Genomic DNA, 14,772 nt, shown 5'->3' with positions numbered 1-14,772 from the left:
TGACGGATTAAACAATGTCCGTTAGCGGCGTGATGCCAATCAACTCTTTTTTCAGGGTTGGCAACACGTCCACTTCAGTGTCACCGACGTAATGCTTCAGCCCGGCCACCTGATCCGCAGGGATTGGTCGGCCTAATAAATAGCCCTGTAGGGAGTTACAGCCGAGGCTGGTAAGAAACGCCTGCTGTTCTTCGGTTTCCACCCCTTCAGCCACCACTTTCAGGTTCAGGGTCTGCGCCAGCGCCACAATGGCGGTGACGATGGTGGCATCCTCGCTCTGCGCCTGTAACTCATTGACGAAGGCACGGTCAATTTTCAGCTCGCTGGCCGGTAAACGCTTCAGGTACAGCAGGCTGGAGTAGCCGGTACCAAAGTCATCAATCGAGGCTTTGACGCCCAGATCGGTCAGCTGCGTCAGGATGCGGATACTTTCATCCGGATCGCGCATCGCGGTGGTTTCCGTCACTTCCAGCGTCAGCAGCTCGGCCGGAATATGATGAACCTTCAGCGCGGTGAGCACGGTTTCCACCAGGCCTGGCTGTTCAAACTGCAACGCGGACAGGTTGACGGCCACCGACCAGTGCGGATTGCCCTGCAAATGCCAGATACGCAGCTGGCGACAGGCTTCGTTGATCACCCAGTTGCCGATACTGACAATCAGCCCGGTTTTTTCCGCCAGCGGGAGGAATACGTCCGGGGACATCAGGCCGCGCTCCGGGTGCTGCCAGCGGATTAACGCTTCAAATCCGAGGATCGGTCCCTGCGGAGCACAGAACTTCGGCTGATAGAACAGACGGAGTTCTTCACGCTCCTGCGCCAGCCACAAATCGTTAATCAGCTGCAGTTGGCTCTGCGCAATCATGTTCATCGACGGCTGGAAGAAGGTGTAGCCGTTACGGCCGTTATTTTTGGTGTGATACATGGCGGCATCGGCATTGAACATCAGCTCGCGCTCGTCACTTCCATCGCCAGGGAACACGGCAATGCCGATGCTCAGCGACACCATCAGTTCATAACGGGAAATTTCAAACGGCTGGTCGATGGCTTTGACCAGCATATCGGCCGTGGTGGCCGCATCATTGGGATCGTTGATCTCCACCAGCAGCACAAACTCATCGCCGCCCAGACGGGCCAGCGTGTGGTGGCCCTTCAGCAGATGGTTCATTCGGTCGGTGACGGCAACCAGCAGGTTGTCACCGATATGGTGGCCGAAGGCATCATTAACCGCCTTAAAGCCATCAAGATCCATAAACATCAGCGCAAAAGAGGTGTTTTCCCGCACCGCTTTATTCATCGCCTGGTCCAGACGATCTTCCAGCAGAATACGGTTAGGTAAGCGGGTCAGGTTATCGTGTAGCGCCAGCTGAGCCAGCTCGCGGTTGGCATCGGCCAGCGAAGACGCCAGCACCGAGGTTCGCGCCTGCAGGCGGGCATCCAGCGTCGACACCACCAGGGTGATCCCCAGAATGGAGAGCGTCACCACCACCACCAGCACCGCCAGCCAGTTGCTGTTAACGCCCATTTCAGTGGCGTGGCTGTGCATCGGGAAGCTGGCGGCCGCCATGCCGGTGTAGTGCATCCCGGCGATCGCAAAGCCCATTACCGTTGCCGCACCCGCGCGCATCAGCGCCAGTCTACCGCCGCCCTGACGCAGCTTAAACGCCAGCCACAGCGCCGCAGTGGACGCGGCCAGCGCAATCACCACCGACAGCATGATCCAGTTCCAGTTCCAGATGATGCCCGGCTCGAACATCAAGGCCGCCATGCCGGTGTAGTGCATCGCCACCACGCCGCTGGCTAACACCAGCGCGCCTACCATCAGGCGATGCAGCGGCAGTTCGCCGTAGCAAACAATCCACAGCGCGAAGATAGAGGCCGCCACCGCAATCAGCATCGACACCACGGTCAGCGTGGGATCGTAACTCATCACCATTGCCATGTTCATCGCCAGCATGCCGATAAAGTGCATCGACCAGATGCCGACGCCCATCGCAAAGCCGCCGCCAAACAGCCAGACCTGCGCTGTTCTGCCTGTAGTGGTCGCCACTCTGCCCGCCATATCCAGTGCGGTATAGGAAGCCAGAAAAGCCACGAAGATGGAAACGATGACCAGAAGCTGGTCGTAGGAGCTCATAAGCATAGGGAAATCTCTGATGCTGATGCCGTTTTACGGGCGCCGGGTAGTTAAACAAAATTGCTGAAAAAAACTGCCTTTGAGATCAGTGTATCGGCTAAAGATCAGGCAACTTTATGCCTGTGACAATAAAGAACGGAAGCTGAATAAAATAAGCACAGCGCAATGATAGATATCCCTATAATTTATCTCGTTTATTAATTGCCAATAGCGATCCTACGAACATAGCAGAGGCACTTTTTTTTGCGAAGTTATAAATAGGAAAAGTCCCGTTTATTTTCACAGCCCAGATCGGGTAAGGGTTTGGCGCAGAAATGATTTCTACCGGTAAATTGATAAGCTTTATTTTAAGGTTTCGCTTCGCTACAAGGTCCAGGCTGATCTATAGTAAAGAAAAACAAGACAAAGCTGTTAATTCAAACGCCTGAAGCACAGCCCTCAGGTGTTTATTGTGACAGCGATCAAGTAATTTTATTGCAGAATTTAGCGTCACTTATATTAATTTCACATCAGGCGAAAAAGCACGTTCATCTGTCTAATCAGTAAGGAATGGTTATGAAAATGAAGCTTTTTCTGCTGGGCTGTGGCCTTAGCCTTGGCGTGGCCTCTTCTGGCTTTGCCGCCACCACAACGGGAACCATTAACGCAAGGCTGGTCCTGACCACCGGCTGCCTGGTTAACGGTCAGTCCGCCACCACCGGCGTTAACTTCGGTACCTTAGACTTTGGTAGCAGCGCTGCCACCTTCGATACTCTGAACGCCACCTTAGTCGGCTCGCTGGGTAACGGCATCTTTGTCCGTTGCACCACCGGACAAACCTACAATGTCCAGCTCACCAGCAGTAATGCGGCGCCCGCTACCGTGTTCGGTGCGGTGACGGCACAGCCACGCTATCTGGTACTGGGCAGTGACGCCACCCGGGGGATCGCTTACACCCTGTATGGCACCACCTCCTACACCACGCCAATTGCCAACAATACCAACCTGGCCAATACCGGCACCACCGATCCTGCTAACGGCGACAACTACCCGATTTACGGTCGTATCACCGGCGGTGGATTCAATGCGGCCATTCCGGCAGGCACCTACACCGATACCATCAACGTAGCCGTCAATTACTGAGTCTGAAGACAGGGAAAACAACGTGCTGGAGTGGGTGATGCGACGAGGCGGGAGGCTTTATCCGCTGTGCCTGATGCTGCTGTTAATCAGTCATCAGAGCTGGTCGCTACCCACTCAAACTTTTCAGGTGACCGCTTCGGTGGTCAACGGCTGCGTGGTGTCGGGGACCAATCCGGGCGTGTTTGGCACGCTCGATTTTGGCACCCAACCGGGCGTCGGCAGCAGCAGCGTCAGTGCCGCGTTTGTGCAAAGCACCACCATCACGCTGGCCTGCACGCCCGGCACCACGCTGAATATGAGCATTGATGGCGGCAGCAACTACGGCTCCAGCCGTAATCTGAAGGTGGCAAATAACACCAATCTGGTGGCCTATTCGCTGTATACCAATGCCAGCCACAGTGCGGCAAGTGCTATCCCGGTGAATCAGAACGTGGCGCTGACCTACAGCAATGCAAATAACATTACCCTGCCGATTTATGGCCTGCTGCAGCTGAGCGGCGTCAACCGGGCAGGGACTTACAGCGACACGCTGACCGTGACGCTGAGTTGGTAAAACAGGGATTTCAGAAGGATTGAATAATGAAGACGCTACGACTTTTTGGCCTGCTGATCAGCCTGATGGGCAGTGCTCTGGTGGCGCCAGCCTGGGCTGGTAACTCGGTGTTGATCTGGCCTATCGATCCTAAAATCCCCAGCGGTGATAAAGCCACCGAGCTGTGGCTGGAGAACCGGGGAGAAGCCACCACCTTAATGCAGGTCAGGGTGTTTACCTGGCAGCAGATTAACGGCCAGGAACAGTATCAGACGCAGCAAACCGTGGTCGCCAGCCCGCCGCTGGTGAGGATTGAACCGGGGAAAAAACAGCTGGTGCGGTTGATCAATCAGACGCCGCCACCGGCAGGCAAGGAGGTCGCGTACCGGGTATTGCTGGATGAGATCCCCACCCCGCAAACGCCGGGTAAAGACCAGGCCGGGCTGAACTTCCAGATGCGTTACTCGGTGCCGCTGTTCACCTACGGTAAAGGCCTTTCCTCCGACTCGGCTAAGCCCGATCTCAGCTGGCAGACGGTCAGCCAGGATGGCCATTCCGCCATCAGGATCACCAATAACGGCTCTGGCCACGCCAGACTGAGCAAGGTCTCGCTCGGCAGCCGCATTCTGTCCAACAGCCTGTTTGGCTATGTGCTGGCAGGATCCAGCAATACCTTTCCGTTGAATTTCCCGGCTTCCAACAGTTCGGAACTGAGCGCGCAGCTGGAAAATAACAAAAGCTGGCGTAGTACCGGTTCCTCACAGTAACGCATGAGCAGGCGATGCCTCGCGTCACTGGGACGCTGCTCCCTGGCCGTCTCCGGCATCATCAGTTGCCTGTTCCCTGTAACCGGCAGCGCGGAGACCTTTTCCTCGCTGCCGCCGCCGCCACAACAAACTGCGCCAGGTCAGCAGAACAATCAGTACATGCTGGGACTGGTGGTGAACGATCAGGACAGCGGTCAGGTGGTGCCGGTTGAGTTTAAGGATGACCACTATTTATTGCGCGCGGGCGATCTGCAGCGCGCCGGGATCCCCACCTCGAAGATTAATGCCTCGATTGTCGACGTCTCGACGCTCCCCGAGGTCAAAGCCGAATACGATCGACCGCGTCAGCGCATCCTGCTGACCGTGCCGCCGGCCTGGCTGCCGAAGCAAACCATCGCCAGCACCGAGACCAACGGCCCGCGCTATCCGGGACGCACCACCGCAGGCGCCCTGTTCAATTACGATCTGTATACCAGCCACACCTCGGCCAGCGGCACCCGACTTTCTGCCTGGAACGAATTCCGCCTGTTCAGCGACAGCGGGCAGTTTTCTACCAATGGCGTCTATCAGGAGCAGCTATCCGGTACGCCGGGCAGTCAGGACGAGGGCTTCCTGCGCTACGACACCTGGTGGAGTAATCAGGATGAGAACCACTCGCTCAGTTGGCGGGTGGGCGATCTGATCACCGACTCGCTGGCGTGGACCAGCAGCGTCAGGCTGGGCGGGATCCAGATCGCCAGGGACTTTTCCGTGCGCCCGGATTTGGTCACCTATCCGCTGCCGTCGTTTTCCGGCCAGGCGGCGGTGCCATCAACCGTTGACCTGTTTGTGAACGGTTATAAAAACAGCAGTAACAACGTCCAGCCAGGCCCGTGGTCACTGACCAATATGCCGTTCGTCAACGGCGCGGGGAACGCGGTGGTAGTGACCACCGATGCGGTGGGCCGGCGCGTGACCACCACCCTGCCGTTTTATGTGTCGAGTAACCTGCTGAAACCCGGCCTGTCGGACTTTTCATTTTCGGCCGGTGCGCTGCGTGAAAATTACGGCCTGAAGAATTTTGATTACGGAGCCGGTGCGGTCAGCGGCTCCTATCGTTATGGCCTGAACGACTGGCTGACGCTGGAAAGCCACGCCGAAGGTGCCGATGCGCTGGCAGTGGGCGGCGCGGGCGGCCAGATGAGAGTTGGCTCGCTGGGTGTGGTCAATGCAGCGCTGACGCAAAGCCAGATGGAAGGCGACACCGGCACGCAGTACAGCTGGGGTTACCAGTACAACAACAGCCGCTTCAGCGTCGGCACGCAGCATATCGTGCGCTCGTCAGGCTTCGGCAATCTGGCCCTGTACGGCGATCGTAACGGTAACATCGGCGGCTCGGAATATACCCTGAGCCGCCGCAGTGCCCAGTACAGTGCCAGCCTGTCGCTTAACCAGTATGGCAGCGTCGGCGCCGCCTTTATTGATATCACCAGCGGCACCGGCGACCGCACCCAGCTGTGGAACCTGTCGTGGAGTAAGAATCTGTGGGGCAACAGCAGCCTGTACGTCTCGGCCAGCCGCGACCAGCAGGAAGGCGAATGGTCCGGTGCGATCTCACTGGTGATCCCGTTCAGCGATCTGGGCACGGTCAGCGTAAGTCAGGAGCGCGATCAGCAAGGTGGATCGTCACAACGCATCACCGCCTCGCGCGCGATGCCGACCGAAGGCGGATTTGCCTGGGATGCCTCGTATGCCAACCAGAGCAGCGACAGCGATTACCGCCAGGCGAGCCTGAGCTGGCGTAACGCCAATATCGAAACCTCCGCCGGCTTCTATGGCGACAAGGACTACAGCACCGAATGGGCGGATTTAACCGGCTCGGTGGTGTTGATGGATGGCAGCCTGTTTGCCGCCAATCAGGTTAACGACGCCTTCGTGCTGGTGAAAACCGACTACCCGAACATCAATGTCCGCTACGAAAACCAATTGATGGGTAAAACCAATGACAACGGCTACCTGCTGGTGCCGGGCATCAGTTCCTATTATCCGGCGAAGTACGACATCGATACGCTCGATCTGCCGGCGGACATGACCACCTCCAGCGTGGAACAGCGCTTTGCCGTCAAGCGGGACAGTGGCTATCTGCTGCACTTCCCGATTGAACCGCTGCGTGCCGCCAGCGTGATCCTGCACGATCAAAACGGCCAGCCGCTGCCGGTTTCCACGCAGATCCTCCGCGAAGGTCAGGCAACCGAATACGTTGGCTGGGATGGTCTGGTGTGGATGGAAAACCTGAAAACTGACAATGCCTTCCGCGCGGAAACGCCGGATGGTCGCCACTGTGCGTCAACGCTCACTGTGGCGGGCGGCCGCCCTAAATCGCTTGAAACTTACGGGCCGCTGACCTGCTCGCTCACATCCGATCCCTCTTCAGGAACGTCACCATGAAAAAGCTGCTTTCCGGCCTGTTATTTCTGCTGCTGCTGGCCAGCGCGATCCCCGGCTGGGCCGCCTGTACGTTGCCCTCTTCCACCGCCAGTTTCGGCACCGTCAGTTCGTTTGCGGTCAATACCACTGCCAGCAACATAACGGCCAACGTCAACGTCAACTGCGGCTCGGGCAGCGTGCTGTCACTGCTTTCTACCGACTATATAAGGCTGCAGCTCGCCAGCGCCACCTACACCAGCGGCACGCGGGCAACGTTAAAAACCGTCAGCACCGGCACCGACAATATCCCGCTTCGCACCTGCATCGACGCCGCCTGCGCCACCGAAATCGCGGTCGGTGGCGTCACCACCACCTATAGTCAGGCGCAGCTGCTGAACCTGCTTGGTCTGGGCGGCGGGCAGAACTTCAGTATTCCGCTGTACCTGCGCACGGTGCCGGGGCAAACGGTGGCCGCAGGCACCTATACCGTCAACCTGAATATCCTGGTCAACTACAACATTTGTACCGGCATTGGCGCGTTGGGTCTCTGTCTGCTGGGCAATCAACAGACGGGATCGGGAACCATACCCATTACTACCACGCTGATTGTCACCAATGACTGCACCACGATCACCGCACCCGATATCAGCTTCGGCAGCGCGCCGCTGGTCAGCAGTTTCAATACCATTTCTCAGTCGATTAATGTGATTTGTACCAAAGGCAGCACCTATACGGTGGGGATGAGCAACGGCAGCCATGCGGTGGGCACCCAACGCTATATGACCAGCGGCAGCAACCAGCTGGCCTACGAGATTTATCAAAATGCCACCACCACGCGCTGGGGGCCAACCGGTAGCGACCGGGTGTCGAGTACCGCCTCCAGTGCCCTCAGCACCGATGGCCTGACCCGAACCTTCAACTACACCGCGAAGGTGCTGACCACCCAGGCCACGCCGGTGGCGGGCAGTTACAGCGACAGTGTGGTGATCGACCTGTCGTTCTGAGTCGATGACCACCGCCGTCAGCGGCTTCTGACGGCGGCTTTTCTGCCTGAATAATGGCTGGCACTGCATGTGTTAATAATTTGTTACGAAGAGTCTGCCCAGCGCCCGGCTAACGGTGACCGTCATCACATTAAATCCGCGGCTGGCAGGATAAAACGGAAGAAAACCCAAAAGGATGCTGTATGACTGCCGTGACTTCTCCCCCAAATCCCGCCCGCAAGCCTCAGGGTAATGCCAGAACCATCTTCAATGTGACCAGCGGTAATTTCCTGGAAATGTTCGATTTCATGGTGTTTGGTTATTACGCCACGGCTATCGCTAAAACCTTTTTCCCGGGTGACGATCCCTTTGCCTCGCTGATGCTGACGCTGATGACCTTCGGCGCAGGATTCCTGATGCGGCCATTGGGTGCCATCGTGCTGGGGTCGTATATTGACCATCATGGCCGCCGCAAAGGGCTGCTGATGACGCTGGGCCTGATGGCCATCGGCACGCTGACCATTGCCGTGGTGCCGGGTTACAACACGCTGGGTGCCGCCGCGCCGATCCTGATCCTGTTAGGACGCCTGTTGCAGGGCTTCTCTGCCGGGGTTGAGCTGGGCGGCGTTTCGGTTTATCTGGCCGAGATCGCGCCGAAGAACCGCAAGGGCTTCTTCGTTAGCTGGCAGTCGGGTAGCCAGCAGATCGCAGTGATTTTTGCGGCGCTGTTAGGCCTGGGCCTGAACCATCTGCTGGAAAAAGATCAGGTCACCGAATGGGGCTGGCGTATCCCGTTTGTGATCGGCTGTATGATTGTGCCGTTCCTGTTCTGGATCCGGAGCAAGCTGGAAGAGACCGAAGCGTTCAGCCAGCGTAAAACGCACCCGTCGATGAAGCAAATCATCCGCTCGGTCGCCAGCAACTGGGCGCTGGTGCTGGCGGGCATGCTGATGGTGGTCACCACCACGGTGATGTTCTATATGATCACCGCGTTTACCCCCACCTTCGGCAAAACCGTGCTGATGATGAGCGATAAACAGAGCTTCTTCGTCACCCTGTGCGTGGGCGTGTCTAACCTGATTTGGCTGCCGATCATGGGTACCGTGTCTGACCGTTATGGCCGCCGTCCGCTGCTGATTTTCTTTACGCTGCTGATGATTGCCACCGCGTGGCCGGTGCTGCACTGGCTGGTCGGTTCCCCGAGCCTTTCCCACCTGCTGGAAGCGGAACTGTGGCTCTCGTTCCTCTACGCCAGCTATAACGGTGCGATGGTGGTGTATCTGGCAGAAGTGATGCCGGCGGAAGTGCGGGCGACCGGTTTCTCACTGGCTTACAGCCTGGCAACCGCCCTGTTCGGCGGCTTCACCCCGGCCATCTCCAGCTACCTGATCCACGTCACCGGCGATAAGGCGATGCCTGGCGTCTGGCTGACCTTTGCCGCCGTGTGCGGATTGATTGGGACAATGATTATCAAGCGCCTGATCTGTCAGTACCAGACCCGACACAGCGGCGCCCCGGCGGTGCAGCTGTAATAAAAAAGGGCCGACATCTGCATGTCGGCCCTTTTTTTAACGCCCGTCGGTTACTTCCCGGCGGTTTCCATTCCCATCAGACCAATCTTCAGATATCCCGCCTGACGCAGTTTATCCATCACGCCCATCAGCGTTTCATAATCCACAGACTTATCTGCCTGGAAGAAAATGGTGGTCTCTTTATTGCCTTCGGTCTGACTGTTCAGCGCATTCAACAGCGTTTCCGGCGTCACCGCATTGTTGCCAATGAACAGCTGCTTGTCGGCTTTGATTGACAGGTAAACCGGCTTCTCAGGACGCGGCTGCGGCGCACTGGTGGAAGCAGGAAGGTTAACGCGGACGTCAACGGTTGCCAGCGGCGCGGCGACCATAAAGATAATCAGCAGCACCAGCATCACGTCGATAAACGGCGTGACGTTGATTTCATGCATTTCGCCGTTGCTTTCGAGATCTTCATTCAATCGCATTGCCATGGTGCTTATCCTACCCGCAGTTTCTGAGCGGGCGCACGCTGTACGCTGCCGCTGGCGGCCAGGTCCAGATCGCGGCTTTGCAGCAGCATCACCTGGGCGGCAACATCGCCCATTGACGCTTTGTAGTTGCCGATCAGGCGGGCAAAGACGTTGTAGATCACCACGGCGGGGATGGCCGCAACCAGACCGATAGCGGTGGCCAGCAGGGCTTCCGCAATTCCCGGTGCAACCACTGCCAGGTTAGTGGTCTGGGTCTGGGCAATGCCGATAAAGCTGTTCATGATGCCCCACACCGTACCAAACAAACCGACGAACGGTGCGATGGCGCCGATGGTGGCGAGGAAACCGTTGCCGCGGCCCGCGTGACGGCTAAAGAACGCCACGCGGCGCTCCAGGCGGAAAGAGGTACGCTCTTTGATGCCGTTGTCGTCGTCGGAGCCTGCGGAAAGTTCCAGCTCGTTTTCCGCTTCTTTCAGAAACTGCGTGGTCAGGCTGCCCGCTTTAAAGCTGGCGCTGATCTGCGCGGCTTCCTGCAGAGAGCGTGCACCTGCCAGCGCGTTCTGTTCGTTTTTCAGGCGGCGTTTCGCGGCGCTGAGTTCAAAACTTTTACTGAAGAAGATCGCCCAGGTCACGACAGATGCCAGCAGTAAGCCGATCATCACCACTTTTACTACGATGTCCGCATGCTGGTACATGCCCCAGACGGAAAGATCCGTCTGCATCAAATCATTCGTCACGCTGTGTCTCCAACGTCATTCAACGGGTAAAAAAAACCAATGCGGATCATACCAAATCAGTGCTGAATTGATAGTGGTTATCATTACTATTTACTTTTGGGGTAACATTTTTTACACACTTTCCTGATTTAACGCATATCCAGCCGACTTTTGCTGAATCTTTCTCACAGTGCCCTACGCTTAATTTCGCCCAGCCGCCTGCCGTGTTAACGTTAAGGCAGACCAGACATCCGCAAACAGAGCATTCCGATGACCAGTAAAAAAATTGAAACGGCGCTGATTGCCGCCGGACGCAGTAAACGTTTTACCCAGGGCTCAGTGAATAGCGTGATCCAGCGGGCCTCCTCGCTGGTGTTTGATAGCGTGGCTGAGAAAAAACGCTGTACCGCTGGCCGCGCCGATGGCGAGTTATTTTACGGCCGTCGCGGCACGCTGACCCACTTTTCCCTGCAAGACGCGATGACCGAACTGGAAGGCGGCGCGGGCTGTGCGCTCTATCCTTGCGGCGCGGCGGCGGTTGCTAACGCCATTCTGGCCTTTGTTTCTGCTGGCGATAACGTGCTGATGGCGGGCTCGGTCTATGAGCCGACGCAGGACTTCTGCACCAAAATTCTCAGCAAAATGAATGTCTCCACTACCTGGTTCGATCACTGCATCGGTGCGGAAATTGCCGAACGGGTGCAGCCAAATACCAAGGTGGTGTTTCTCGAATCTCCGGCCTCGATCACCATGGAAGTGCAGGATGTCCCGGCGATTGTCGCCGCCGTGCGCAGCAAAGCGCCGGATGCGGTGATCATGATCGACAATACCTGGGCCGCCGGCATTCTGTTCCGCGCGCTGGATTTTGGCGTCGATATTTCCATTCAGGCCGGCACCAAGTATCTGATTGGTCACTCCGACGCGATGATCGGCACCGCCGTTGCCAATGAACGTTGCTGGGCACAGCTGCGTGAAAACTCCTATCTGATGGGTCAGATGGTCGATGCCGATACCGCGTATATGGCCAGCCGGGGATTAAGAACGCTGGCCGTGCGCCTGCGTCAGCATGAAGAAAGCGCAATAAAGGTCGCCCACTGGCTGGCGGATCGGGCCGAAGTTTCCGTGGTCAATCATCCTGCTCTGCCACAATGTAAGGGACATGAATTCTGGCAGCGCGACTTTACCGGCAGCAGCGGCCTGTTCTCATTTGTGCTGAAAGCGCGTTTGACCGACAAGCAGCTGGCTGAGTATCTCGATCACTTCGAACACTTCAGCATGGCCTATTCCTGGGGCGGCTACGAGTCGCTGATCCTCGCTAATCAGCCGGAAGAGCTGGCGGAAATCCGGCCGGCCGGCGGCGTGGATTTCACTGGCACGCTGGTGCGCCTGCATATTGGCCTGGAGAACGTTGACGACCTGATTGAAGACCTGGCTGCCGGATTTGCTCGTCTTTCCGCCTGTCCTGCCTGATAAAGCTAAACGGACGATTAACGGTGCGACATCCGCGCCCTTGATCAAAGTGTGGTGAGGGGATTAGCGCTACAATGGCAGCTTAACGCAGTAAACAGGAATTAAGATGGGTGTATTGCATGAGATTGTTCAGGCGCTGTGGCATCAGGATTTTGCTGCGCTGGCCAATCCGGACGTCATTTGGGTAGTTTATTGCATTATGTTCGCTACCCTGTTTCTTGAAAATGGCCTGTTGCCCGCCTCGTTTCTGCCGGGCGACAGCCTGCTGTTACTGGCAGGCGCGATGATTGCCAAAGGGGTGATGGACTTTGTGCCTACGGTGGCGATCCTGACGCTGGCCGCCAGCCTCGGCTGCTGGCTAAGCTATTTACAGGGACGCTGGCTGGGCAATACGCGGCTGGTGAAAAGCTGGCTGATGCATCTGCCGGTGCAGTATCACCAGCGGGCGTGGAATCTGTTTCATCGCCACGGACTGACGGCTTTGATCGTTGGCCGTTTTCTGGGCTTTGTCCGCACCATTCTGCCAACCATGGCGGGGATTTCCGGCCTGAAAAACGGCCGCTTCCAGCTGTTTAACTGGCTGAGCGGTTTTCTCTGGGTAGGCATTCTGGTGTCGCTGGGCTTTGCCATCACCCAGGTGCCGTTTATCAAACGGCACGAAGATCAGGTGATGACCATTCTGATGGTGCTGCCGCTGGTGCTGCTCTGTGCCGGATTAATCGGCAGCGTGGTACTGCTGATCCGCCGTAAAAAATCGGCGTAAAAAAAGGCCGGTGCTCCGGCCTTTCTCTTATCCCGCCTGACGCATCCGCGTCGCTTCTTCGCCCGGCGTGACGCCGAAATAGCGCTTAAACTCGCGCGAAAACTGCGAAGCACTTTCATACCCTACCCGCATTGCCGCCGCGCTGGCCTTCAATCCTTCATGCAGCATCAGCATCCGCGCCTGATGCAGCCGGTAGCTCTTCAGATACTGCAACGGCGAGGTGCTGGTCACCGCTTTAAAGTTATGGTGAAACGCCGAGACGCTCATATTCACTTCTGCGGCCAGCAGGTCAACGCTGAGGTTATCGGTGTAATGGTGTTCGATGCGGCGCAGCGCGCGAGCAATCTGGCTGAACTGGGTGTGGCGACTGACCAGCGCCATCAGCGCCCCGCCGCACGGGCCAAGCAGCACATGATAGAGAATTTCCCTGACAATCTGCGGGCCCAGCACGCGGGCATCGCGTGGATTCGCCAGCACATCCAGCAGCCGCTCGGCGGCACAGAGCATCTCTTCCGTCAGCGCGGAGGAGTGAATGCCCCGGGTTTGCGGTTCAGGGTGGAAGCTGTCGTCATCGCCAATATCAATCAGCAAATCCTGTAGCTTGACCGGATCGACGTTCAGCAGGATCCCGGCCAGCGGCGCTTCCGGCGTGGCGAAAGTTTCACACTCGACCGACAGCGGCACGGTCAGCATCAGGTATTCCGTGGCGTCGTAATGAAAAACATTATTGCCGAGGTAGCCGGTTTTCTGCCCCTGGAACAGGATCACAATCCCCGAAGAATAGAGCACCGGCGTCCGTCCGCTGGGCTTGTCGGCATAAATCAGGCGAACATCCGGCAACGAAGCCAGCGGCGAAGCGCCCGATGTCACCAGATGCACCACCTTCCTGGCAAGCTGAGTACAAAGCGTGTTGCGATCCATAGACGAGTTTTACTCTCAGAGAATTCCAAATAGCATCATGCCCAACGGCGCGGCTATTCTCAACTAGACTTAGAGTCACTCGCCGGCACAGAGGTGCCGGTTCATTCGCTGCAAAGGAGAAAACATGGCAGAGCAACCTGTAATTAAACTCCATGACGGCAACATGATGCCGCAGATTGGCCTTGGTGTCTGGCAGGCCAGCATTGAAGATACCCGCACCGCTGCAGTTAAGGCGTTGCAGGTCGGCTATCGTTCACTGGATACCGCCGCCATCTACAAAAACGAGGAAGGGATTGGGCAGGCGCTGCAAGAAACCGATATCCCGCGCGAAGATATCTTTGTCACCACCAAACTGTGGAATGACGATCAGCTGAACGCGCCGCAGGCGATGGAAACCAGCCTAAAAAAATTGCAGCTGGAGAGTGTCGATCTTTATCTGATGCACTGGCCGTGCCCGGCAAAAGACAACTACGTTGATGCCTGGAAAGCGATGATTGAGTTACAGAAACAGGGGCTGACCAAAAGTATCGGCGTCTGTAATTTCCAGGAGGCCCACCTGAAACGCCTGCTGGAAGAGACTGGCGTCAGCCCGGTGGTCAATCAGATTGAACTGCATCCAATGCTGCAGCAGCGCACGCTGCACGCGTGGAATGCGATGCACCATATTCAGACCGAGTCCTGGAGTCCGTTAGCGCAGGGCGGTAAAGGCGTATTTGATCAGGAGATTATTAAGGACCTGGCGAAAAAATACGGCAAAACCCCGGCGCAGATCGTGATTCGCTGGCATCTGGATAGCGGCCTGGTGGTGATCCCGAAATCGGTCACGCCGTCGCGCATTGAAGAGAACTTTAAGGTGTTTGACTTCCGTCTGGAGAAACCTGAAATCAGTGAGATTGCCAAGCTGGATAAGGGTAACCGACTGGGGCCAAACCCGGATGAGCTGAACTAACTGT

Annotated in this window: 13 protein-coding genes; 9 read left to right on the top strand and 4 right to left on the bottom strand. The window is 57.1% G+C overall.

The window, feature by feature from the left end:
- Nucleotides 1-7: 7 nt before the first annotated feature.
- Nucleotides 8-2,140 carry a putative bifunctional diguanylate cyclase/phosphodiesterase gene (locus tag AC0IXH_RS21645; RefSeq protein ID WP_471720985.1) on the bottom strand — a complete coding sequence of 711 codons (2,133 nt, stop codon included), beginning with the start codon at nucleotides 2,138-2,140 and terminating at the stop codon, nucleotides 8-10.
- 549 nt (nucleotides 2,141-2,689) lie between these two features.
- Here AC0IXH_RS21645 and AC0IXH_RS21640 point away from each other — a divergent pair.
- The 6 genes from AC0IXH_RS21640 to tcuC all read left to right on the top strand — a co-directional run bounded on the left by AC0IXH_RS21640 (nucleotide 2,690) and on the right by tcuC (nucleotide 9,476).
- The gene (locus tag AC0IXH_RS21640) at nucleotides 2,690-3,256 is read left to right on the top strand and encodes a spore coat protein U domain-containing protein (protein WP_265909592.1); all 567 of its coding nucleotides are present in this window, start codon (nucleotides 2,690-2,692) and stop codon (nucleotides 3,254-3,256) included.
- Between the two features lie 37 nt (nucleotides 3,257-3,293).
- Entirely contained in the window at nucleotides 3,294-3,809 is a 516-nt protein-coding gene (locus AC0IXH_RS21635; protein ID WP_346598956.1) for a Csu type fimbrial protein, read from the top strand.
- Nucleotides 3,810-3,835: 26 nt separating this feature from the next.
- Entirely contained in the window at nucleotides 3,836-4,555 is a 720-nt protein-coding gene (locus AC0IXH_RS21630; protein WP_013203834.1) for a fimbrial biogenesis chaperone, read from the top strand.
- A 3-nt stretch (nucleotides 4,556-4,558) separates the two neighbouring features.
- The gene (locus AC0IXH_RS21625; protein ID WP_471720984.1) at nucleotides 4,559-6,982 is read left to right on the top strand and encodes a fimbria/pilus outer membrane usher protein; all 2,424 of its coding nucleotides are present in this window, start codon (nucleotides 4,559-4,561) and stop codon (nucleotides 6,980-6,982) included.
- Nucleotides 6,979-7,965 (top strand): Csu type fimbrial protein, encoded by a 987-nt coding sequence (locus AC0IXH_RS21620; RefSeq protein WP_471720983.1) that lies wholly within the window; start codon nucleotides 6,979-6,981, stop codon nucleotides 7,963-7,965. The genes AC0IXH_RS21625 and AC0IXH_RS21620 overlap by 4 nt, the downstream gene beginning before the upstream one ends.
- Nucleotides 7,966-8,147: 182 nt before the next feature.
- The gene (tcuC, locus tag AC0IXH_RS21615; protein WP_471720982.1) at nucleotides 8,148-9,476 is read left to right on the top strand and encodes a tricarballylate/proton symporter TcuC; all 1,329 of its coding nucleotides are present in this window, start codon (nucleotides 8,148-8,150) and stop codon (nucleotides 9,474-9,476) included.
- A 50-nt stretch (nucleotides 9,477-9,526) separates the two neighbouring features.
- Here the strand turns inward: tcuC and exbD are convergent, their stop codons facing one another.
- Entirely contained in the window at nucleotides 9,527-9,949 is a 423-nt protein-coding gene (exbD, locus tag AC0IXH_RS21610) for a TonB system transport protein ExbD (protein ID WP_013203838.1), read from the bottom strand.
- A 5-nt stretch (nucleotides 9,950-9,954) separates the two neighbouring features.
- Nucleotides 9,955-10,686 carry a tol-pal system-associated acyl-CoA thioesterase gene (gene exbB / locus AC0IXH_RS21605; RefSeq protein WP_134822758.1) on the bottom strand — a complete coding sequence of 244 codons (732 nt, stop codon included), beginning with the start codon at nucleotides 10,684-10,686 and terminating at the stop codon, nucleotides 9,955-9,957.
- A gap of 249 nt (nucleotides 10,687-10,935) precedes the next feature.
- On the opposite strand from exbB, the gene metC reads away from it, so the two are divergent.
- Both metC and AC0IXH_RS21595 read left to right on the top strand, forming a co-directional pair.
- Nucleotides 10,936-12,135, top strand: coding sequence for a cystathionine beta-lyase (gene metC / locus AC0IXH_RS21600; protein WP_346567156.1), 1,200 nt, complete (start codon nucleotides 10,936-10,938; stop codon nucleotides 12,133-12,135).
- 106 nt (nucleotides 12,136-12,241) lie between these two features.
- Nucleotides 12,242-12,898, top strand: a complete 657-nt coding sequence (locus AC0IXH_RS21595) for a DedA family protein (protein WP_053144792.1) — start codon at nucleotides 12,242-12,244, stop codon at nucleotides 12,896-12,898.
- A 27-nt stretch (nucleotides 12,899-12,925) separates the two neighbouring features.
- Here the strand turns inward: AC0IXH_RS21595 and AC0IXH_RS21590 are convergent, their stop codons facing one another.
- On the bottom strand, nucleotides 12,926-13,819 hold the full coding sequence (locus AC0IXH_RS21590) for an AraC family transcriptional regulator (RefSeq protein WP_013203842.1): 894 nt from the start codon (nucleotides 13,817-13,819) through the stop codon (nucleotides 12,926-12,928).
- 124 nt (nucleotides 13,820-13,943) lie between these two features.
- On the opposite strand from AC0IXH_RS21590, the gene dkgA reads away from it, so the two are divergent.
- A complete protein-coding gene (dkgA, locus tag AC0IXH_RS21585; RefSeq protein WP_134822761.1) occupies nucleotides 13,944-14,768 on the top strand; it encodes a 2,5-didehydrogluconate reductase DkgA in 825 nt (274 codons plus the stop codon).
- Nucleotides 14,769-14,772 lie beyond the last annotated feature (4 nt).

The sequence above is a fragment of the Erwinia sp. AC075 genome, from assembly GCF_979253995.1.
Note: the sequence above shows the minus strand (reverse complement) of the source record. Positions and strands in the feature narration are given on the sequence as shown.